We start from the raw sequence: 20,402 nt of genomic DNA, 5'->3' as shown, positions 1-20,402 counted from the left end.
AGGGATGGGAACGGGCAGGGGCGGCGGGGCGAGAGCCAACCCGTTACGGCGAGGCCGGCGGATACAGCGAGCGTGGCGGGCGCGAGGCCGCCGCCGCGTCCAGCAGCCACAGCGTCCGTGCCCTCCCGCTCGCCCCGCCGCCGCGCCTGGATCTCCCCGGCTCCGGACAACGCGATCGCCGCCGCCCCCCTTGTCCTCCCCGGCCGCGAGCAACCACACCTCACGCGCCGCCCGGATCGCCGGCAACGTCAGCGTGACCCGCGTCGGCGGCGGCTTCGGCGCTCCGCGTACCCCCACCACCGTCCGCTCGGTCTCCCGCACGGCGGGCAGCTCGGGGAAGAGCGAGGCCACATGGGTGTCCGGCCCGACCCCCAGCATCAGCACGTCGAACGTCGGCACCGACCCGTGGTTCTCCGGCCCCGCCGCCCGCGCCAGCTCCTCGGCGTACGCCGCGGCCGCCGCGTCCACATCGGCACCCCACGGCCCGTCCGAAGCCGGCATGGCGTGCACCCGCTTGGGGTCCAGCGGCACCGAGTCCAGCAGCGCCTGACGGGCCTGGGTGACATTGCGCTCGGCGTCGCCCTCGGGCAGGAACCGCTCGTCGCCCCACCACAGGTCCAGCCGGCCCCAGTCGATCGCGTCCCGGGCGGGCGCCGCCGCCAGCGCGGCGAGCAGCCCGTTGCCGTTGCGGCCACCCGTGAGGACGACCGAGGCGTAGCCGCGCGAGGCCTGCGCGTCGACGACCTTGGTGATCAGCCGGGCCGCCGCGGCCTGCGCCATCAGCTCCTTGTCGCGGTGCACGACCAACTGCGGGGTGCTCATGACGTGGTCGCCTTCTTCACGGGCGGCATCTGCGCCGGAGTGGGCCGCTCGGAGTCACCGTCACCGTCACCGGCAGACCCCGTCGACCCCTCCGTCCCCGAAGGGGCGGCCGAAGGAGCGGCCGGCGGCAGCGCCGCGGCAGCCCGCGCCGCGGAAGCGGCCGACGCGACGGCCGCACCCAGCCCCGGACCCGAACCGGAAACGGCACCCGGAACGGACGCCGAGGCATGACCGGGCCCACCGGCCGAGGCCACCGACCCGGAGCCCAGTGCCCCGGCACCCCCGGAAGCCGTGACGCCGGAAGTCCCACCAGCGGCACCAGGCGCCGCACCACCGGAGGCAGCACCCCCAGCCGTAGCCCTGGCACCCGCGGCGGCGGAGCTCCCGGCCCCCGCCGCTGTCGCCGCCGACGCGCTGCCCGGCGCAGCGCTCAGCCCGCCGCCCAGCCGGTCCACCCCGAACCGCAGGGCCGACGCGTACGTGTCGTCGGGGTCGAGCCTGCGCAGCTCCTCCGCCAGCAGCTCGGAGGTCTCGCGGCGCTTCAGCGCCACGGCCCGGTCCGGCTGGTCCTCCAGCGTGAGCAGCGCCAGCCCGCCGTTCGGCCGGTAGAGCCGGATGGGGCCGGTGCTGGTCAGCATCCGCACCTCGTTCAGGCCGGGCCCGGCCGACACCCCACGCCGTACGTGCACATGGAGCCGGTCCGCCAGCCACATGGCCAGCAGTTCCACGCTCGGGTTGTACTGCTCGCCCTGTACCTCCGCGGAGATGACCTCGCAGTCCACCTGGTCGAGCGCGGCGGCCAACATGGAGCGCCAAGGGGTGATCCGGGTCCAGGCCAGGTCCGTGTCGCCGGGCTCGTAGTTCTTCGCGCGGGCCCGCAGCTCGTCGATCGGCTTCTCGGCGGCGTAGCTGTCGGTGACCCGGCGCTGTCCGAGCGCGCCCAGCGGATCGCGGGCCGGGTCGAGCGGAGCGTTCACCGGCCACCAGACGACCACCGGCGCGTCCGGCAGCAGCAGCGGGAGCACGACCGACTGGGCGTGGTCCGCGACCTCGCCGTACAGCCGCAGCACGACCGTGTCACCGGTGCCCGCGTCCGCGCCCACCCGTACCTCGGCGTCGAGGCGGGACTTCGTACGGTCGCGCGGCGAACGGGAGACGCGCTTGATCACCACGATCGTGCGTGAAGGGTGCTCGCGGGAGGCGTCGTTGGCGGACTTGAGCGCGTCGTACGCGTTCTCCTCGTCCGTCACGATGACCAGCGTCAGCACCATGCCGACCGCCGGGGTGCCTATCGCCCGGCGGGCTTTCACCAGCGCCTTGTTGATCTTGCTGGCCGTGGTGTCCGTGAGGTCTGTCTTCATGGTCGGCGCCAGCTCCGTCCGTCTCGCTCGAGCATCTCGTCCGCCTCGACGGGACCCCAGGTGCCCGCCTGGTACTGCGCGGGCCTGCCGTGCTTGTCCCAGTACTCCTCGATCGGGTCGAGGATCTTCCAGGACAGCTCGACCTCCTCGGTGCGCGGGAAGAGGTTCGAGTCGCCCAGGAGGACGTCGAGGATCAGGCGCTCGTACGCCTCGGGCGAGGACTCCGTGAAGGACTCGCCGTAGGCGAAGTCCATCGACACGTCCCGGATCTCCATCGAGGTGCCCGGCACCTTCGAACCGAAGCGGACCGTGACACCCTCGTCCGGCTGGACGCGGATGACGATCGCGTTCTGGCCCAGCTCCTCGGTGGCGGTGGAGTCGAAGGGGGAGTGGGGCGCGCGCTGGAAGACCACCGCGATCTCGGTGACCCGGCGGCCCAGCCGCTTGCCCGTCCTGAGGTAGAAGGGGACGCCCGCCCAGCGGCGGTTGTCGACCTCGACCTTGATCGCCGCGTAGGTGTCGGTCTTCGACTTGCGGTCGATGCCGTCCTCTTCGAGGTAGCCGATGACCTTCTCGCCGCCCTGCCAGCCGGCCGCGTACTGCGCGAACACGGTGTCCCGGCCCAGGTCCCTCGGCAGCCGCACCGCGCCGAGCACCTTGGTCTTCTCGGCGGCGAGCGCGTCCGCGTCGAAGGAGGCGGGCTCCTCCATCGCGGTCAGCGCCATCAGCTGCAGCAGGTGGTTCTGGATGACGTCACGGGCCGCGCCGATGCCGTCGTAGTAGCCCGCCCGGCCGCCGATGCCGATGTCCTCGGCCATCGTGATCTGTACGTGGTCGACGAAGGACCGGTTCCAGATCGGCTCGAACATCGTGTTGGCGAAACGGAGCGCCAGGATGTTCTGGACGGTCTCCTTGCCCAGGTAGTGGTCGATGCGGAAGACCTGGTCCGGGGCGAAGACCTCGTGCACGACCTTGTTGAGGTCCTCCGCCGAGGCCAGATTGTGCCCGAACGGTTTCTCGATGACCGCACGCCGCCAGGAGCCGCCGCTCTGGTCGGCCAGGCCGTGCTTCTTCAGCTGCTGGATGACGACCGGGAACGCGGACGGCGGCACGGAGAGGTAGAAGGCGAAGTTGCCCCCGGTGCCCTGGGCCTTGTCCAGCTCCTCGATGGTGTCGCGCAGCCGCTCGAAGGACTCGTCGTCGTCGAAGGTGCCCTGGACGAACCGCATGCCCTGGATGAGCTGCTGCCAGACCTCCTCGCGGAAGGGCGTCCGCGCGTGCTCCTTGACCGCGTCGTGCACCTCCTGCGCGAAGTCCTCGTGGGCCCACTCCCGGCGCGCGAAGCCGACGAGCGAGAAGCCCGGCGGCAGCAGTCCGCGGTTGGCGAGGTCGTACACGGCAGGCATCAGCTTTTTACGTGACAAATCGCCTGTGACGCCGAAGATGACCAGGCCCGACGGCCCCGCGATACGCGGGAGCCGTCGGTCCGCGGCGTCACGAAGCGGATTCGCTCCGGTGACGGAAAGAGGTGCCAAGGTGTTCAGCCCTCCGAGGGTGCGAGGCGCTGCAGCTCCGCCTCGGTCGACTTGAGCAGGTCGTTCCAGGACGCCTCGAACTTCTCGACGCCCTCGTCCTCCAGCAGCTGCACGACCTCGTCGTACGAGATCCCGAGCTTCTCGACCGCGTCCAGCTCGGCCCGCGACTGCTCGTACGTGCCCGCGATCGCGTTGCCGCGGATCTCACCGCTCGCCGCGGTGGCCTCCAGCGTGGCCTCCGGCATGGTGTTCACCGTGTTGGGCGCGACCAGCTCGTCGACGTACAGCGTGCTCTTGTACGCCGGGTCCTTGACGCCGGTCGAGGCCCACAGCGGACGCTGCTTGTTGGCACCCGCGCTCTCCAGGGCGGCCCAGCGGCCGTCCGAGAAGACCTCCTCGTACGCCTGGTAGGCGAGCCGGGCGTTGGCGACACCCGCCTTGCCGCGGGCGGCCTTGGCCTCGTCGGTGCCGAGCGCGTCGAGACGCTTGTCGATCTCGGTGTCCACCCGGGACACGAAGAAGGACGCCACCGAGTGGATCTTCGACAGGTCCAGGCCGCGCTCCTTGGCCTTCTCCAGACCGGCCAGGTAGGCGTCCATGACCTGGCGGTAGCGCTCCAGCGAGAAGATCAGCGTCACGTTGACGCTGATGCCGAGGCCGATGACCTCGGTGATGGCCGGCAGGCCGCCCATCGTGGCCGGGATCTTGATCAGCGTGTTGGGCCGGTCCACCAGCCAGGCCAGCTGCTTGGCCTCGGCGACCGTCGCCTTGGTGTTGTGCGCCAGGCGCGGGTCGACCTCGATGGAGACCCGGCCGTCCTGGCCGCCGGTCGCGTCGAAGACCGGGCGCAGGATGTCGGCGGCGTCACGGACGTCCGCCGTCGTGATCATGCGGATGGCCTCTTCGACGGTGACCTTGCGGGCGGCGAGGTCGGAGACCTGCTGCTCGTAGCCGTCACCGCTGCTGATCGCCTTCTGGAAGATCGACGGGTTGGTGGTGACGCCCACGACGTGCTGCTGGTCGATCAGCTCGGCGAGGTTGCCGGACGTGATGCGCTTGCGCGACAGGTCGTCCAGCCAGATCGCCACGCCTTCCTCGGAGAGGCGCTTGAGTGCGTCTGTCATGGAATTACATCTCCTACGTGTCGTGTGTAAGCGTCAGCGCTGAGCGGCGGCGAGGGATTCCTGCGCGGCCGCTGCCACGTTCTCGGCAGTGAAGCCGAACTCGCGGAAGAGGACCTTGCCGTCGGCCGAAGCGCCGAAGTGCTCCAGCGAAACGATGCGGCCGGCGTCACCGACGTACTTGTGCCAGGTCAGCCCGATCCCGGCCTCGACCGCGACACGCGCCTTGACGGACGGCGGCAGAACGCTGTCCCGGTACCCCTGGTCCTGCTCCTCGAACCACTCCACGGACGGCATGGACACGACGCGGGTGGGCACCCCGTCGGCCTCCAGCCGCTCGCGGGCCTCGACGGCCACGTGCACCTCGGAACCGGTGGCGACGAGCAGCACCTCCGGCGCACCGTTCGACGCCTCGAAGAGCACGTAACCACCCTTGGCGGCGCCCTCGTTGGCCTCGTACGTCGGCACGCCCTGACGGGTCAGCGCCAGACCGTGCGGGGCGCCCTTGCCGAACTCCTTGGTGTACCGCTTGAGAATCTCGCGCCAGGCGATCGCGGTCTCGTTGGCGTCGGCCGGGCGGACCACGTTAAGGCCCGGGATCGCCCGCAGCGCGGCCAGGTGCTCGACCGGCTGGTGCGTCGGACCGTCCTCGCCCAGACCGATGGAGTCGTGCGTCCACACGTACGTCACCGGCAGGTGCATCAGCGCCGACAGCCGCACGGCGTTGCGCATGTAGTCGGAGAACACGAGGAACGTGCCGCCGAAGACACGGGTGTTGCCGTGCAGCGCGATGCCGTTCATCTCCGCGGCCATGGCGTGCTCACGGATACCGAAGTGGATCGTCCGGCCGTACGGGTTCGCCTCCGGCAGCGGGTTGTCCGCCGGCAGGAACGAACTCGTCTTGTCGATCGTGGTGTTGTTCGACCCGGCGAGGTCGGCGGAGCCGCCCCACAGCTCGGGGATCACCGCGCCGAGCGCCTGGAGGACCTTGCCGGACGCGGCACGCGTCGCGACGCCCTTGCCGGTCTCGAACTCCGGCAGGTGCGACTCCCAGCCCTCGGGCAGCTCGCCCGCGCTGATCCGGTCGAACTCCGCGGCGCGCTCGGCGTTGCCGTCCCGCCACTCCTGCAGCTGCTTCTCCCAGACGGCACGGGCCTCACGGCCGCGCTCGCCCAGGGCACGCGTGTGCGCGATGACCTCGTCGGCGACCTCGAAGTCCTTCTCCGGGTCGAAGCCGAGGACCCGCTTGGTGGCGGCGACCTCGTCCGCGCCGAGCGCCGAGCCGTGCGCGGCCTCGGTGTTCTGCGCGTTCGGGGCGGGCCACGCGATGATCGAACGCATCGCGATGAACGACGGCTTGTCGGTGACGGCCTTCGCGGCCTCGATCGCCGCGTACAGCGCGGCCGGGTCGAGGTCGCCGTTGGCCTGCGGCTCGACGCGCTGCACGTGCCAGCCGTACGCCTCGTACCGCTTGACCGTGTCCTCGGACACGGCCGTCTCGGTGTCGCCCTCGATGGAGATGTGGTTGTCGTCCCACAGCAGCACGAGGTTGCCGAGCTTCTGGTGACCCGCGAGCGAGGAGGCCTCGGCGGAGATGCCCTCCTGGAGGCAGCCGTCACCGGCGATCACGAAGACATGGTGGTCGAACGGCGACTCGCCGACGGCGGCCTCCGGGTCGAACAGACCGCGCTCGTAGCGGGCGGCCATCGCCATGCCCACGGCGTTGGCGACACCCTGGCCGAGCGGCCCGGTCGTCGTCTCGACGCCCTTGGTGTGTCCGTACTCGGGGTGGCCCGGGGTCTTCGAGCCCCAGGTGCGGAAGGCCTCCAGATCAGCCAGCTCCAGGCCGAAGCCGCCCAGGTACAGCTGGATGTAGAGGGTCAGGGAGGAGTGGCCGGCGGACAGGACGAACCGGTCACGGCCCACCCAGTCGGGGTCGGCGGGGTCGTGGCGCATCACCTTCTGGAAGAGGGTGTACGCGGCGGGCGCGAGGCTCATCGCCGTGCCCGGATGGCCGTTGCCGACCTTCTGGACGGCGTCGGCGGCCAGGATCCGGGCGGTGTCGACGGCCCGCTGGTCCAATTCGGTCCACGCGAGGTCTGTAGTGGTCGGCTTGGTGCTCACCCTGGGTCAGGGCTCCTCTCCACATGTCTCGTGCCGGTGTTCTTCACGGCACCGGCCGTTGTCGAGCCTACCCCCGTGGGAACGCGCATTTTTTCGAGTCATTCCAGACTGACGGGACTGGGTCCGGTCCGCCTCCCGACCCGTGTTCCGCATGGTGAGACCTGGGGGTTCCGCTGTTCGACATCTGAATACGGAGCCGCTCATCCGACTGCTCAACCGAAGTGTGTTCGGCTCGCCGGAGGCCGCCTCCCAACACGACCCCACCCCCTTGAAAGGCTGGCTCTGGGCAACGTCTACAGTGGCGTGGTACGCGCGAGCCGTCACGGGGAGTTCACATCCCAAGGCTTGCTGGGAGTCTCTGTCAGGGGTGTGCGTGACGGCCGTCGAATCCCGTCCACCGGGAGTGCTGGGCGCGAGCAACACGAGCAGCAGCCGGGGTCAGCGGCCGATCGGGGCCCGCGTCAAGGCGTTCGTGGCGCTGACGAAGCCGCGGATCATCGAACTGCTGCTGATCACCACGGTTCCGGTGATGTTCCTGGCGGAGCAGGGCGTCCCGGACCTCTGGCTGGTGCTCGCCACCTGCGTCGGCGGCTACCTCTCGGCGGGCGGCGCCAACGCGCTCAACATGTACATCGACCGCGACATCGACGCCCTCATGGAGCGCACATCCCAGCGTCCGCTGGTCACCGGTCTCGTCACCCCGCGTGAGGGCCTGGTCTTCGGCATCACCCTCGCGGTCGTCTCCACGATCTGGTTCGGCGTCCTCGTCAACTGGCTGTCCGCGTGGCTGTCGCTCGGGGCGCTCCTCTTCTACGTCGTCGTCTACACGATGATCCTCAAACGGCGTACGTCGCAGAACATCGTCTGGGGCGGCATCGCCGGCTGCATGCCGGTGCTCATCGGCTGGTCCGCGGTGACGAACTCGATGTCGTGGGCCGCGGTCATCCTCTTCCTCGTCATCTTCTTCTGGACCCCGCCGCACTACTGGCCCCTCTCCATGAAGGTGAAGGACGACTACGCCCGCGTCGGCGTGCCCATGCTCCCGGTCATCGCCTCCAACAAGGTCGTGGCCCGCCAGATCGTCCTCTACAGCTGGGTGATGGTCGCGGTCTCGCTCCTCCTCACCCCCCTCGGCTACACCGGCTGGTTCTACACCGCGGTCGCCCTGGTCACCGGCGGTTGGTGGCTCTGGGAGGCGCACGCCCTCCAGACCCGCGCGAAGAACGGCGCGACCGGCGCCAAGCTGAAGGAGATGCGCCTCTTCCACTGGTCGATCACGTACGTGTCGCTGCTGTTCGTCGCGGTGGCTGTCGATCCCTTTCTACGCTGAGGTGCGCACCCCGTAAGGGGCGCGGGGCTGTATCGATGTGCGGCTCCGCCGCCTGGGCGCGAGCAACCACGACGATCCTGAACGCACCCACTCGCCAGAAAGCACAACGGCGAGTGGTGAAGCCCACGGGCCTCACCATCGCGGCTCGCATTACCCGCAGGTAGCATCCTGGCCATGTCAGACACCAAGCAGGCAGACGAGGCCAAGGCGGACGCGAAGGCCGACCGCAAGGCAGCCAAACTCGCCAAGCAGATCGGCGCCTTCGCCAAGGCCCACCAGGGCGCCGAGGCCCAGGTCGCCCACATCGGCCGGCTCGGCGCACGGATCGTGCTGGTCGGCGAGGACGGCGGCTGGGGCGACCTCGTCGCCCCCACCCACGCCATCGCCGAACTGGCCGTACAGAAGGCCGGCGTCACCGTCCACGAGGACTTCGACGGCGAGTTCGCCGCCAAGGTGCGCACCGGCCCGTACGAGTGGTCGCGCATGGCCGGAATCCAGGTCGGCGGCCCCAGCAACAGCAACACCTGAGCCCCGCTCACCCGTTAGGACCTGTGGGAGTTCACAGGTCCAGCCTCGGGGAGCCCGATGATCGACACGCCGTCCCTCGTGGACCAGTACTGCCACGGCGTACTGCGCACGGAGCTGGGCCTCGGCACCTTCGAGGCCCACCTCGCCCGCAGCGAGGGCCCACCGGCCCCCGGCACCACCTTCTTCGACACCCAGACGGGCTTCGCCGTCCGCCGTTGGTGCCCACCCCTGCTGGGCCTCGAACCGCACTGCCCACCGGCCCGCTATCTCGCCCGCCGCCGCGAGCTGGGCGTCCTGGAAGCCGGCCGCAGACTCCTGCGCGGCAGCGGGGTCACCACCTACCTCGTCGACACGGGCCTGCCGGGCGACCTCACCGGCCCCCGCGAGATGGCCTCCACCGCGGACGCCGACGCACACGAGATCGTCCGACTCGAACTCCTCGCCGAACAGGTCGCCGACACCTCCGGCACCGTCGAGTCGTTCCTGGCCAATCTCGCCGAGTCCGTACACGCGGCCGCCGCGAACGCCGTCGCCTTCGCGTCGGTCGCGGGCGTGCGGCACGGCTTGGCGTTCGCGCCCGAGCCGCCCGGGCCCGGCGAGGTGCGCGGCGCGGTCGGACGCTGGCTCGCCCACCGGCCGGTCGGCGGATCGCTCACCGACCCCGTCCTCCTGCGCCACCTGCTGTGGATCGCCGTCGCCTCGGGCCGCCCCCTCCAGCTCCACGCGGGCCTCGGCGAACCGGGCCTGCGGATCGACGCCACCGACCCCGTCCTGCTCACCGACTTCGCCCGCGCCACGGCGGGCCTCGGCACCGACCTGATCCTGCTGCACGGCTACCCGTACCACCGCCACGCCGCCCACCTCGCCGCTGTCTTCCCGCACGTCTACGCCGACCTGGGCGCCGAACTGGTCCGCACCGGCGCACGGGCCACCGCCGTGCTCGCCGAGGTCCTGGAACTCGCCCCCTTCGGCAAGCTCCTCTTCTCCAGCGGCGCCCACGGCCTGCCCGAACTGCACGTGGTCGGGGCCCGACTGTTCCGCGAGGCGCTGGCACGGGTGCTGGGGACGTGGGTCGCGGAGGGCGCCTGGGCGCTCACGGACGCCCAACGCGTGGCGGGACTGATCGCCGCCGACAACGCACGACGGGTCTACGGGCTCGAGTGAGCCGCCGGGTGTACGGCGCCCGCGGCGGCTGTCCAGACTGGGCACATGACACGCAGCGACGCGACCACCCGCTTACCCGGACCGGCCACCGACACCGACACGGCGACCCTGCTCGGGCACTTCCTCGACGAACTCCGCGCGCTCACCCCGCTCGCCGTCTGGGCCCACGGCTCCCTCGGCGGCGGCGACTACCGGGAGGGCCGCAGCGACCTCGACCTGATCGTCGTCCTGGACGGCCCGGTCACCGCCCGCACCGCCTGGCAGGTCGGCCGACTGCACGCCCGGCTGCGCCACGACCGCCTCGCCGCCCTGCTGCACTGCACCTATCCGACGCCCGCCACGGCGGCCGACGCCGCACGCAGACACCTCACCTGGGCGCACGAGCGGCTGTTCCGGCGGACGGTCACCCCGGTCGCCCGGCGTGAACTGCACACCTTCGGCCTCGTCCTGCACGGCGAGGAGCCCAAGGCCCTGCTGCCGCCCGTCTCCGACATCGAGCTGGACGCCTTCGTCGTCCGTGACCAGAAGGAGTTCTGGCGCCCGGCCGTGGACAGGGCCCCTCTGTGGGAGCGGGACGTCTGGGTCGACCTCGGCCTGCTCACCTTCGCCCGCGCCACGGCCACCCTGCGCGAGGGCCGTCTGATCTCCAAGCGGGAGGCCCTGGACCTGCTGCCCACGCTGGGCGCGCCCGCCGAGGTGGTCGAGGACGTCCGGCGGCGCCGCTACGGCGCACCGACCGAGCAGGTGCCGTACCGGGCCGAGCTGACCCGGCTGTTCCTCGGGCCCGCGATCGACGACCTCGTGGCGGCGTACGGCTGACTCAGCCGCGCGCCGCGACCGGCGCCTCGGCTGCCGCGGCGGGCACGTCGACCTCGTCCACCGGCCGCTCCCGCAGCGACAGCAGCACCCGCAGGGTCGCGATCCACACCAGGCAGGAGCCGAACATGTGGGCGCCGACCAGAACCTCGGGGAGGTCGGTGAAGTACTGCACATAGCCGAGGAGGCCCTGCGCGAGGAGGATCAGGAACAGGTCGCGGGTGCGGCGCAGCGGTTCGGCGGGGGCGTCCACGGCCTTGAGGACGAACCACAGGGCGAAGGTCAGCGTCACCACGATCCAGGCCAGCACGGCGTGCAGCTTGGTGACGTTCTCCCAGTTCAGCGGGATCCGCTCGACCTCGCTGGAGTCACCCGCGTGCGGGCCCGCGCCGGTGACGACCGTGCCCACCGCGATCAGCAGCAGCGTGACGCCGACCAGGACCCACACCAGCTGCCGCACCGCCTGACCGACCAGCGGACGCGGGGCCGTGTCGCCCTCGCCGGTGCGGTGCCACATCACGGCGGCGACGGCGATCAGCGCGGTCGACAGCATGAAGTGCGCGGCCACCGTGTAGGGGTTGAGGCCGACCAGCACGACGATGCCGCCGAGCACCGCGTTGCCCATGACGACCCAGAACTGCGCCCAGCCCAGCAGGGTCAGACTCCGCCGGTACGGCTTCTGGGAGCGCGCCACGACGATGGCCCAGCCGACCGCCGCGCACAGTACGTACGTCAGCAGGCGGTTGCCGAACTCGATGTAGCCGTGGACGCCCATCTCACGGGTCGCGGTGAGCGAGTCGTCGGTGCACTTGGGCCAGGTCGGGCAGCCGAGGCCCGACCCGGTGAGCCGTACGGCACCGCCGGTCACCACGATGACCACCGCCATGACGAGGGCGGCGAGAGCCGCCCGCCGGACCGTTCCGGGGTCCGGGGTCCAGCGTTCGGCGATGAAGGCGAGCGGGTTGCGCGCAGCGGAGACGAGGTCGTCGCGGGTCACTTTCGGCACGCCCCCATCGTAGGCCGCCGCTTGTGCACGCATTCACGAGGGGGTGTGGCCCTGAGGTGCGGCAGGCGTGACCTGCCGCTCTTCACACTTCACACGCGAGGTGACCTGCCGCTATTCCCAGCGGAAGAAGCGGGCCGCCGCGCCCAGCCCGAGCACCGCCCACACGGCGAGGATCCCGAGGTCGCCCCACGGCATCCCGGCGCCGTGCTGGAGGACGTCCCGCAGCCCGTCCGACAGGGCCGCGATCGGCAGCAGCCCGAGCACGCTCTGCGCCGCGTCCGGGAACTTCTCCAGCGGGACCACGACGCCGCCACCCACCAGCAGGAGCAGGAAGACGAGGTTCGCCGCCGCCAGCGTCGCCTCCGCCTTCAGCGTGCCCGCCATCAGCAGCCCGAGGCCCGAGAAGGCGGCCGTGCCGAGGACCAGCAGGAGCAGCACGGCGAAGGGGTTGCCGTGCGGGTCCCAGCCCATCGCGAAGGCGATCACCGTGACCAGGACGACCTGGAGGACCTCCGTGACCAGCACGGACAGGGTCTTCGCCGCCATCAGGCCCCAGCGGGGGAGCGGGGAGACCGCCAGCCGCTTCAGCACGCCGTAGCGGCGCTCGAAGCCGGTGGCGATGGCCTGCCCGGTGAACGCCGTCGACATCACGGCGAGCGCGAGGACGCCGGGCGCGAGGAAGTCGACCGCCTCGCCCTCACCGGTGTCGACGATGTCCACCGAGCCGAACAGCACCAGCAGCAGCGTCGGGATGACGACCGTCAGGAGCAGCTGCTCGCCGTTGCGCAGCAGCATCCTCGTCTCCAGCGCCGCCTGCGCCGCGATCATGCGGGGGAGCGGGGCGGCACCCGGCTTCGGTGTGTAGGAGCCCGTGCCCGTACGCGCGGTCATGAACGCAGCTCCTTGCCCGTGAGCTCCAGGAAGACGTCTTCGAGGGTGTGGCGCTCCACCGAGATCCGGTCCGGCATCACCCCGTGCTGGGCGCACCAGGAGGTGACGGTCGCCAGGAGCTGCGGATCGACCTTGCCGGTCACCCGGTACACGCCGGGGGTCAGTTCGACGGCGGCGGAGTCCGCCGGGAGCGCCTTCAGCAGGGAGCCCACGTCGAGGGCGGGACGGCCGGTGAAGCGCAGGGTGTTCTCGGCGCCGCCCCGGCACAGCTCCTCGGGCGAGCCCTGGGCCATGACCCGGCCGCCGTCGATGATCGCGACGTCGTCCGCGAGCTGCTCGGCCTCGTCCATGTAGTGCGTGGTGAGGATGACCGAGACGCCGTCCGCGCGCAGATCCCGGATCAGCTCCCAGGTGGCCCGCCGGGCCTGCGGGTCGAGGCCCGCGGTCGGCTCGTCGAGGAAGACCAGCTCGGGCCGGCCGACGACGGCCATCGCGAGGGCGAGCCGCTGCTGCTGACCGCCGGAGAGCCGTCGGTACGTCGTACGGCCGCAGCTGCCGAGGCCCAGGCGCTCGACGAGAGCGTCCACGTCGAGGGGGTGGGCGTGCAGCCGGGCCACATGGCGGAGCATCTCCTCGGCGCGGGCGCCGGAGTAGACACCGCCGGACTGGAGCATCACGCCTATCCGGGGGCGCAGCGCGGCGGCCTCGCGGACCGGGTCGAGGCCGAGGACGGACACCGAGCCGGAGTCCGGCTCGCGGTAGCCCTCGCAGGTCTCGATCGTGGTCGTCTTGCCGGCGCCGTTCGGGCCGAGCACGGCGGTCACGCCCGCCCCGGCCACCAGGTCCAGGCCGTCCACCGCGGTCTTGTCGCCGTACCGCTTCACCAGGGACCGGACCTGGACCACGGGGTCACTTCGCATGGGCCCGAGTCTAGGTACGCGGCCGGGTGCCGAGACGGGCGGGTCCGGAGATCTCCTCCTCCCGGGGACGGTGCACGGGGAGCCAGCGCTCGGCGTACGCCACGGCGTCCACCACCGGGAACAGACGTACGTCCGCCCCGCCCACCCTGGTCCGGCGGATGCCGCGGTCGCGTTCGAAGTCGTACCCGAGCTCGTCGAAGCGGTCCGAGTCGATGGACACCTCGGTCACCACCTCCCAGCCGTCCGGTCCCGGCCGGCCGACCTCGACCACGGGTGCGGGGATCCGGTACTCGGCCAGGTGGAAGCAGGTGCAGGAGTCGTAGCCCGCGCCGAGCAGCAGCACCCGGGCGCCCGCCGCCTCCAGCCGGGCCAGGGGGCTGCGCTCGCCCAGCCGGCAGTCGGGGGCGTGGTCCGCGAGGATCGCCGCCGCGCCCGGGCCGATCGCCGCGAAGGAGGTCTGCGGGTGCGCGCTGCGCAGGGCGCCCGGCCAGGTCCTTACCGTCTCCGGGATCACCCCGACCCCGCGGGTGGGGGTGGTCGCCGGGTCGTAGCCGGGCATGGTCGCGCGGATGGTCTCCCACCACTCCTCGGGCACCGGCGGACGCCCCCAGAGCGCGGGGTCCGAGAGGTCGCCGGACTGGCTGGGGACGACCAGGGTGCCGTCCGGTCCAAGAGCGTCGAGCAGCGCGTGCACCACCGTCACGGGGCCTCCGCAGACCCAGCCGAGTGAGCTGAGCGAGGAGTGCACGAGGAGGGTCTCGCCGAGCTCGACACCGGCAGCGCGCAGGTCCGCCGCCAAGCCGGCGCGGGTGACAAGAGGGCCGGTGGGAGGGGTTGTCGACATGGTGTGGCAGTCTTCCCGAGCGGCTTCGGGGGCGCCACCTGTTTGATCGATCAGTGATCGTTTCCCCAGGTCAGCTTAGGTATGCCTAAGTGATGCACGGCACCGCCCGTCCGGACGGACGCGGCTTGCCCAGCTCTGAGGAATTACGCAACAATGGCGTTGTGAAAAACGTCGGTGAGGCTCCGCAGGAGGAACTCGCGACCGGTGAGCGGTCCACCCGCAACCGGGTCGCGCGGTCCATCCTGTCCCATGGCCCGTCCACCGTGGCCGACCTCGCCGGGCGTCTGGGGCTGACCCAGGCGGCTGTCCGCCGACACCTCGACGCCCTGGTCTCCGACGACGTCGTACAGCCCCGTGAACAGCGCGTCTACGGCACGCGTACGCGCGGGCGCCCGGCCAAGGTGTTCGCCCTGACGGACTGCGGACGGGACGCCTTCGACCAGTCGTACGACAAGCTCGCCGCCGACGCGCTCCGCTGGATCGCCGACCAGGAGGGCGGGGAGCAGGCGGTCGCCGCTTTCGCCCGCGCCCGGGTCGCCGCCCAGGCCGGGGCCTACCGCAGGGCCGTCGAGGCCGCGGACCCCGATGAGAAGACCGAAGCCCTGGCCAAGGCCTTGAGCGCCGACGGGTACGCTGCTACGGCACGCAGTGCCCCCCACCCCCACCAGGGCGAGCAGCTCTGCCAGCACCACTGCCCGGTGGCCCATGTGGCCGAGCAGTTCCCGCAGCTCTGCGAGGCCGAGACCGAGCTCTTCGCCGAACTGCTCGGTACACACGTCCAGCGGCTGGCCACCATCGCCCACGGCGACGGCGTCTGCACGACGTTCATCCCCAGAATTTCCAAGACAGCCACCAACGCATCCGCAAGCACGGCCGGGAGGAACCCCGCATGACTCTCCCCATCGAGGAGACAGCCCACCCCGAGCTCGAGGGCCTGGGTAAGTACGAATACGGCTGGGCGGACTCCGACGAGGCCGGCGCCTCTGCCAAGCGTGGCATCAACGAGGACGTCGTCCGGGACATCTCCGCCAAGAAGAACGAGCCGGAGTGGATGACCAAGCTCCGCCTCAAGGGCCTGCGCCTGTTCGAGAAGAAGCCCATGCCGAACTGGGGCTCGGACCTGTCGGGCATCGACTTCGACAACATCAAGTACTTCGTGCGCTCCACGGAGAAGCAGGCGGAGTCCTGGGAGGACCTGCCCGAGGACATCAAGAACACGTACGACAAGCTCGGCATCCCCGAGGCGGAGAAGCAGCGCCTCGTCGCCGGTGTCGCGGCCCAGTACGAGTCCGAGGTCGTCTACCACCAGATCCGCGAGGACCTGGAGGAGCAGGGCGTCATCTTCCTCGACACCGACACCGCCCTGAAGGAGCACCCCGAGCTCTTCAAGGAGTACTTCGGCACCGTCATCCCGGTCGGCGACAACAAGTTCGCGTCGCTGAACACCGCGGTGTGGTCCGGCGGCTCCTTCATCTACGTGCCGAAGGGCGTGCACGTGGAGATCCCGCTCCAGGCCTACTTCCGTATCAACACGGAGAACATGGGCCAGTTCGAGCGGACGCTGATCATCGTCGACGAGGACGCCTACGTCCACTACGTCGAGGGTTGTACGGCCCCGATCTACAAGTCGGACTCCCTGCACTCCGCGGTCGTCGAGATCATCGTGAAGAAGGGCGCCCGCTGCCGCTACACGACCATCCAGAACTGGTCGAACAACGTCTACAACCTGGTCACCAAGCGCGCCGTGGCGTACGAGGGCGCGACCATGGAGTGGATCGACGGCAACATCGGCTCCAAGGTCACCATGAAGTACCCGGCCGTCTACCTGATGGGCGAGCACGCCAAGGGCGAGACCCTCTCCATCGCCTTCGCGGGCGAGGGCCAGCACCAGGACGCCGGCTCCAAGATGGTCCACATGGCGCCGAACACCTCCTCCAACATCGTCTCGAAGTCGGTGGCACGCGGCGGCGGCCGCACGTCCTACCGCGGTCTCGTCGAGATCGGTGAGGGCGCCGCCGGATCCAAGTCGAACGTGCTGTGCGACGCGCTGCTCGTCGACACCATCTCCCGCTCGGACACGTACCCGTACGTCGACGTCCGCGAGGACGACGTGTCCATGGGCCACGAGGCGACCGTCTCCAAGGTCTCCGAGGACCAGCTCTTCTACCTGATGAGCCGTGGCCTCAGCGAGTTCGAGGCGATGGCGATGATCGTGCGCGGCTTCGTCGAGCCGATCGCGAAGGAGCTGCCGATGGAGTACGCGCTGGAGCTCAACCGGCTGATCGAGCTGCAGATGGAAGGCGCGGTCGGCTAAGCACCGCCCTCCGGTCAAGCAGCAGGCGGCCCGCCTCTCCGGGGCGGGCCGAAGATCGAAAACGTAGGAAGAGAGCAGACCGACAGCCATGGCTGAGGCTCAGAACATTCCGGTGGGCTCCACCACCGCCGGCTCGATCGCGGTGGCCGCGGAGTCGACCGTCGCCACGCGCATGAGCGCGCCCCCGTCCTTCGACGTGGCGGACTTCCCCGTGCCGCACGGCCGCGAGGAGGAGTGGCGGTTCACCCCGCTGGAGCGCCTGCGCGGGCTGCACGACGGCACCGCCGTCGCCACCGGCGACGGCCTGAAGGTCGACGTCCAGGCCCCCGAGGGCGTCACCGTCGAGGCCGTCGGCCGCGACGACGCCCGCCTCGGCAGGGCCGGCACCCCGGTGGACCGCGTCGCCGCCCAGGCCTACTCGGCGTTCGAGAAGGCCGGCGTCATCACCGTCCCCAAGGAGACGGTGCTCGCCGAGCCGATCCGGATCGCCGTGCACGGTGAGGGCGGCACCGCCTTCGCCCACCAGGTGATCGAGCTGGGTGCCTTCGCCGAGGCCGTCGTCGTCATCGACCACACCGGTGACGCGGTGCTCGCCGCCAACGTCGACTACGTCCTGGGCGACGGCGCCAAGCTGACCGTCGTCTCGGTGCAGGACTGGGACGACAAGGCCGTGTACGTCGCCCAGCACAACGCCCTCATCGGCCGGGACGCGAGCTTCAAGTCCGTCGTGGTGACCTTCGGTGGCGACGTCGTCCGTCTCCACCCCCGGGTCGCCTACGCCGGCACCGGCGGCGAGGCCGAGCTGTTCGGGCTCTACTTCACCGACAAGGGGCAGCACCAGGAGCACCGCCTCCTGGTCGACCACAACACCCCGCACTGCAAGTCGAACGTGGTCTACAAGGGCGCGCTCCAGGGCGACGGCGCCCACGCGGTCTGGATCGGCGACGTGCTGATCGAGGCCAAGGCCGAGGGCACCGACACCTACGAGATGAACCGGAACCTCGTCCTCACGGACGGCGCCCGGGTCGACTCCGTGCCCAACCTGGAGATCGAGACCGGCGAGATCGTCGGCGCCGGCCACGCCTCGGCGACCGGCCGCTTCGACGACGAGCAGCTCTTCTACCTGATGGCCCGAGGCATCCCGGCCGACGAGGCCCGCCGTCTCGTCGTCCGCGGCTTCTTCGCCGAACTGGTCCAGCAGATCGGTGTCGACGACATCGAGGAGCGTCTCCTTGCGAAGATCGACGAGGAGCTGGAGACCGTGTCTGGATCAGGCCGATGACCTTCGTACGCGCTTGCGGACTGAGCGAGCTGGAGGAGGACACCCCGAAGCGGGTGGAACTCGACGGCACGCCGGTCTCGGTCGTACAGACCGAGGGGGAGGTGTTCGCCATCCATGACATCTGCTCCCACGCGAACGTCTCGCTCTCCGAGGGCGAGGTGGAGGACTGCCAGATCGAGTGCTGGCTGCACGGCTCCAGCTTCGACCTCCGCACCGGCAAGCCGTCCGGCCTTCCCGCGACGCGCCCCGTCCCCGTATACCCCGTAAAGATCGAAGGGGACGACGTGCTCGTCTCCCTCACCCAGGAGTCCTGAGGCACCCATGGCAACGCTTGAAATCCGAGACCTGCACGTCACCGTCGAGGCCGACAACGCCACGAAGGAGATCCTCAAGGGCGTCGACCTCACCGTGAAGCAGGGCGAGACGCACGCCATCATGGGCCCCAACGGCTCCGGCAAGTCGACCCTCGCCTACTCGCTCGCGGGTCACCCGAAGTACACGATCACCGGCGGCACCGTGCTGCTCGACGGCGAGGACGTCCTGGAGATGTCCGTCGACGAGCGCGCCCGCGCGGGCCTGTTCCTGGCGATGCAGTACCCGGTCGAGGTCCCGGGCGTGTCCGTGTCGAACTTCCTGCGGACCTCCGCCACCGCCATCCGCGGCGAGGCCCCGAAGCTGCGCACCTGGGTGAAGGAGGTCAAGGAGGCCATGCAGCGCCTCAACATGGACCCCTCCTTCGCCGAGCGCAACGTCAACGAGGGCTTCTCCGGCGGTGAGAAGAAGCGCCACGAGATCCTCCAGCTGGAGCTGCTCAAGCCGAAGGTCGCGATCCTCGACGAGACGGACTCCGGTCTGGACGTCGACGCGCTCCGGGTCGTCTCCGAGGGCGTCAACCGCGTCCGCGAGAGCGGCGAGGTCGGCACCCTGCTGATCACCCACTACACGCGCATCCTGCGCTACATCAAGCCCGACCACGTGCACGTCTTCGCGAACGGCAAGATCGTGGAGTCCGGCGGCCCCGAGCTCGCCGACAAGCTGGAGAACGAGGGCTACGAGGCATACACGAAGGGTGGCGCATCCGCGTGACACAGCTGCCGGGCCTCCTCGACACCGAGGCGATCCGCAAGGACTTCCCCATCCTGGACCGTCAGGTCCACGACGGCCGGAAGCTCGTGTACCTGGACAACGCGGCGACCTCGCAGAAGCCGCGCCAGGTGCTGGACGCCCTGAGCGAGTACTACGAGCGCTACAACGCCAACGTCCACCGCGGTGTGCATGTGCTCGCCGAGGAGGCCACGGCGCTGTACGAGGGCGCGCGGGACAAGGTCGCGTCCTTCATCAACGCGCCCAGCCGCGACGAGGTGATCTTCACCAAGAACGCCTCCGAGTCGCTGAACCTCGTGGCGAACATGCTGGGCTGGGCCGACGAGCCCTACCGGGTGGACTCCGAGACCGAGATCGTCATCACGGAGATGGAGCACCACTCCAACATCGTGCCGTGGCAGCTGCTCTCGCAGCGCACGGGCGCGAAGCTGAAGTGGTTCGGGCTGACCGACGACGGCCGACTCGACCTCTCCAACATCGACGAGATCATCACCGAGAAGACGAAGATCGTCTCCTTCGTGCTGGTCTCCAACATCCTCGGCACCGTGAACCCCGTCGAGGCGATAGTGCGCCGGGCGCAGGAGGTCGGTGCCCTGGTCTGCATCGACGCCTCGCAGGCCGCGCCGCACATGCCGCTGGACGTGCAGGCGCTCCAGGCCGACTTCGTGGCCTTCACCGGCCACAAGATGTGCGGTCCGACGGGCATCGGCGTGCTCTGGGGCCGCCAGGAGCTGCTGGAGGACCTGCCTCCGTTCCTCGGCGGCGGCGAGATGATCGAGACGGTGTCGATGCACTCGTCGACGTACGCTCCCGCCCCGCACAAGTTCGAGGCGGGCACCCCGCCGATCGCGCAGGCGGTCGGCCTCGGCGCGGCGATCGACTACCTGAACTCCATCGGCATGGACAAGATCCTCGCCCATGAGCACGCGATCACCGAGTACGCGGTGAAGCGGCTGACGGAGGTTCCGGACCTCAGGATCATCGGCCCCGCCACGGCCGAGGACCGGGGCGCGGCGATCTCCTTCACCCTCGGCGACATCCACCCGCACGACGTGGGCCAGGTGCTCGACGAGCAGGGCATCGCCGTCCGGGTCGGCCACCACTGCGCCCGTCCGGTCTGCCTGCGGTACGGAATTCCCGCGACCACCCGAGCGTCGTTCTATCTGTACTCCACACCGGCCGAGATCGACGCCCTGGTCGACGGCCTGGAGCACGTACGGAACTTCTTCGGCTGAGGGGA

18 protein-coding genes and 1 pseudogene are annotated in these 20,402 nt (G+C 70.4%); 10 read left to right on the top strand and 9 right to left on the bottom strand.

Annotation, left to right across the window (positions count from 1 at the left end; translation table 11 throughout):
• Positions 1-43 precede the first annotated feature (43 nt).
• The 5 genes and pseudogenes from pgl to tkt form a co-directional block, all read right to left on the bottom strand.
• A pseudogene (gene pgl, locus E4N62_RS14260) lies at positions 44-822 on the bottom strand (6-phosphogluconolactonase).
• Positions 819-2,183 carry a glucose-6-phosphate dehydrogenase assembly protein OpcA gene (gene opcA / locus E4N62_RS14255; RefSeq protein WP_230214477.1) on the bottom strand — a complete coding sequence of 455 codons (1,365 nt, stop codon included), beginning with the start codon at positions 2,181-2,183 and terminating at the stop codon, positions 819-821. Before opcA ends, pgl begins: the two are co-directional and overlap by 4 nt.
• A complete protein-coding gene (zwf, locus tag E4N62_RS14250) occupies positions 2,180-3,718 on the bottom strand; it encodes a glucose-6-phosphate dehydrogenase (RefSeq protein ID WP_230214470.1) in 1,539 nt (512 codons plus the stop codon). The genes opcA and zwf overlap by 4 nt, the downstream gene beginning before the upstream one ends.
• Before the next feature lie 5 nt (positions 3,719-3,723).
• Positions 3,724-4,842, bottom strand: a complete 1,119-nt coding sequence (tal, locus tag E4N62_RS14245) for a transaldolase (RefSeq protein WP_230214463.1) — start codon at positions 4,840-4,842, stop codon at positions 3,724-3,726.
• 33 nt (positions 4,843-4,875) lie between these two features.
• Positions 4,876-6,963 carry a transketolase gene (gene tkt, locus E4N62_RS14240; protein WP_230214461.1) on the bottom strand — a complete coding sequence of 696 codons (2,088 nt, stop codon included), beginning with the start codon at positions 6,961-6,963 and terminating at the stop codon, positions 4,876-4,878.
• A gap of 373 nt (positions 6,964-7,336) precedes the next feature.
• Here tkt and E4N62_RS14235 point away from each other — a divergent pair, with 373 nt between their 5' ends.
• The 4 genes from E4N62_RS14235 to E4N62_RS14220 all read left to right on the top strand — a co-directional run bounded on the left by E4N62_RS14235 (position 7,337) and on the right by E4N62_RS14220 (position 10,804).
• Positions 7,337-8,293 (top strand): heme o synthase, encoded by a 957-nt coding sequence (locus tag E4N62_RS14235; protein ID WP_184895536.1) that lies wholly within the window; start codon positions 7,337-7,339, stop codon positions 8,291-8,293.
• 174 nt (positions 8,294-8,467) lie between these two features.
• On the top strand, positions 8,468-8,821 hold the full coding sequence (locus tag E4N62_RS14230; protein WP_230214459.1) for a hypothetical protein: 354 nt from the start codon (positions 8,468-8,470) through the stop codon (positions 8,819-8,821).
• A 57-nt stretch (positions 8,822-8,878) separates the two neighbouring features.
• Positions 8,879-9,985, top strand: a complete 1,107-nt coding sequence (locus E4N62_RS14225) for an amidohydrolase family protein (RefSeq protein WP_230214457.1) — start codon at positions 8,879-8,881, stop codon at positions 9,983-9,985.
• A 45-nt stretch (positions 9,986-10,030) separates the two neighbouring features.
• Entirely contained in the window at positions 10,031-10,804 is a 774-nt protein-coding gene (locus E4N62_RS14220) for a nucleotidyltransferase domain-containing protein (RefSeq protein ID WP_230214456.1), read from the top strand.
• A gap of 1 nt (position 10,805) precedes the next feature.
• On the opposite strand, the gene E4N62_RS14215 is transcribed toward E4N62_RS14220, so the two are convergent.
• The 4 genes from E4N62_RS14215 to E4N62_RS14200 all read right to left on the bottom strand — a co-directional run bounded on the left by E4N62_RS14215 (position 10,806) and on the right by E4N62_RS14200 (position 14,462).
• Positions 10,806-11,840 carry a heme A synthase gene (locus E4N62_RS14215; RefSeq protein ID WP_230214454.1) on the bottom strand — a complete coding sequence of 345 codons (1,035 nt, stop codon included), beginning with the start codon at positions 11,838-11,840 and terminating at the stop codon, positions 10,806-10,808.
• A 78-nt stretch (positions 11,841-11,918) separates the two neighbouring features.
• Positions 11,919-12,698 (bottom strand): ABC transporter permease, encoded by a 780-nt coding sequence (locus tag E4N62_RS14210; protein ID WP_230214448.1) that lies wholly within the window; start codon positions 12,696-12,698, stop codon positions 11,919-11,921.
• The gene (locus E4N62_RS14205) at positions 12,695-13,618 is read right to left on the bottom strand and encodes an ABC transporter ATP-binding protein (protein ID WP_230214447.1); all 924 of its coding nucleotides are present in this window, start codon (positions 13,616-13,618) and stop codon (positions 12,695-12,697) included. Before E4N62_RS14205 ends, E4N62_RS14210 begins: the two co-directional genes overlap by 4 nt.
• 10 nt (positions 13,619-13,628) lie before the next feature.
• Positions 13,629-14,462, bottom strand: coding sequence for an aminoglycoside N(3)-acetyltransferase (locus E4N62_RS14200; RefSeq protein ID WP_230214444.1), 834 nt, complete (start codon positions 14,460-14,462; stop codon positions 13,629-13,631).
• 161 nt (positions 14,463-14,623) lie between these two features.
• Here E4N62_RS14200 and E4N62_RS14195 point away from each other — a divergent pair, with 161 nt between their 5' ends.
• From E4N62_RS14195 to E4N62_RS14170, 6 genes are all read left to right on the top strand, one after another.
• Positions 14,624-15,355 (top strand): metalloregulator ArsR/SmtB family transcription factor, encoded by a 732-nt coding sequence (locus E4N62_RS14195; protein WP_230214443.1) that lies wholly within the window; start codon positions 14,624-14,626, stop codon positions 15,353-15,355.
• Positions 15,352-16,776, top strand: a complete 1,425-nt coding sequence (gene sufB, locus E4N62_RS14190; RefSeq protein ID WP_184895554.1) for a Fe-S cluster assembly protein SufB — start codon at positions 15,352-15,354, stop codon at positions 16,774-16,776. The genes E4N62_RS14195 and sufB overlap by 4 nt, the downstream gene beginning before the upstream one ends.
• An 88-nt stretch (positions 16,777-16,864) precedes the next feature.
• Positions 16,865-18,058 (top strand): Fe-S cluster assembly protein SufD, encoded by a 1,194-nt coding sequence (sufD, locus tag E4N62_RS14185; RefSeq protein WP_230214442.1) that lies wholly within the window; start codon positions 16,865-16,867, stop codon positions 18,056-18,058.
• On the top strand, positions 18,055-18,372 hold the full coding sequence (locus E4N62_RS14180) for a non-heme iron oxygenase ferredoxin subunit (RefSeq protein ID WP_048585098.1): 318 nt from the start codon (positions 18,055-18,057) through the stop codon (positions 18,370-18,372). The genes sufD and E4N62_RS14180 overlap by 4 nt, the downstream gene beginning before the upstream one ends.
• Before the next feature lie 7 nt (positions 18,373-18,379).
• Positions 18,380-19,144, top strand: a complete 765-nt coding sequence (gene sufC / locus E4N62_RS14175) for a Fe-S cluster assembly ATPase SufC (RefSeq protein ID WP_230214441.1) — start codon at positions 18,380-18,382, stop codon at positions 19,142-19,144.
• Positions 19,141-20,397 (top strand): cysteine desulfurase, encoded by a 1,257-nt coding sequence (locus E4N62_RS14170; RefSeq protein ID WP_230214440.1) that lies wholly within the window; start codon positions 19,141-19,143, stop codon positions 20,395-20,397. The genes sufC and E4N62_RS14170 overlap by 4 nt, the downstream gene beginning before the upstream one ends.
• Positions 20,398-20,402: the final 5 nt, after the last annotated feature.

The organism is Streptomyces sp. MNU76 (assembly GCF_020982545.1).
Classification (GTDB): domain Bacteria; phylum Actinomycetota; class Actinomycetes; order Streptomycetales; family Streptomycetaceae; genus Streptomyces.
This window is presented reverse-complemented; position numbering and strand designations above follow the sequence as displayed.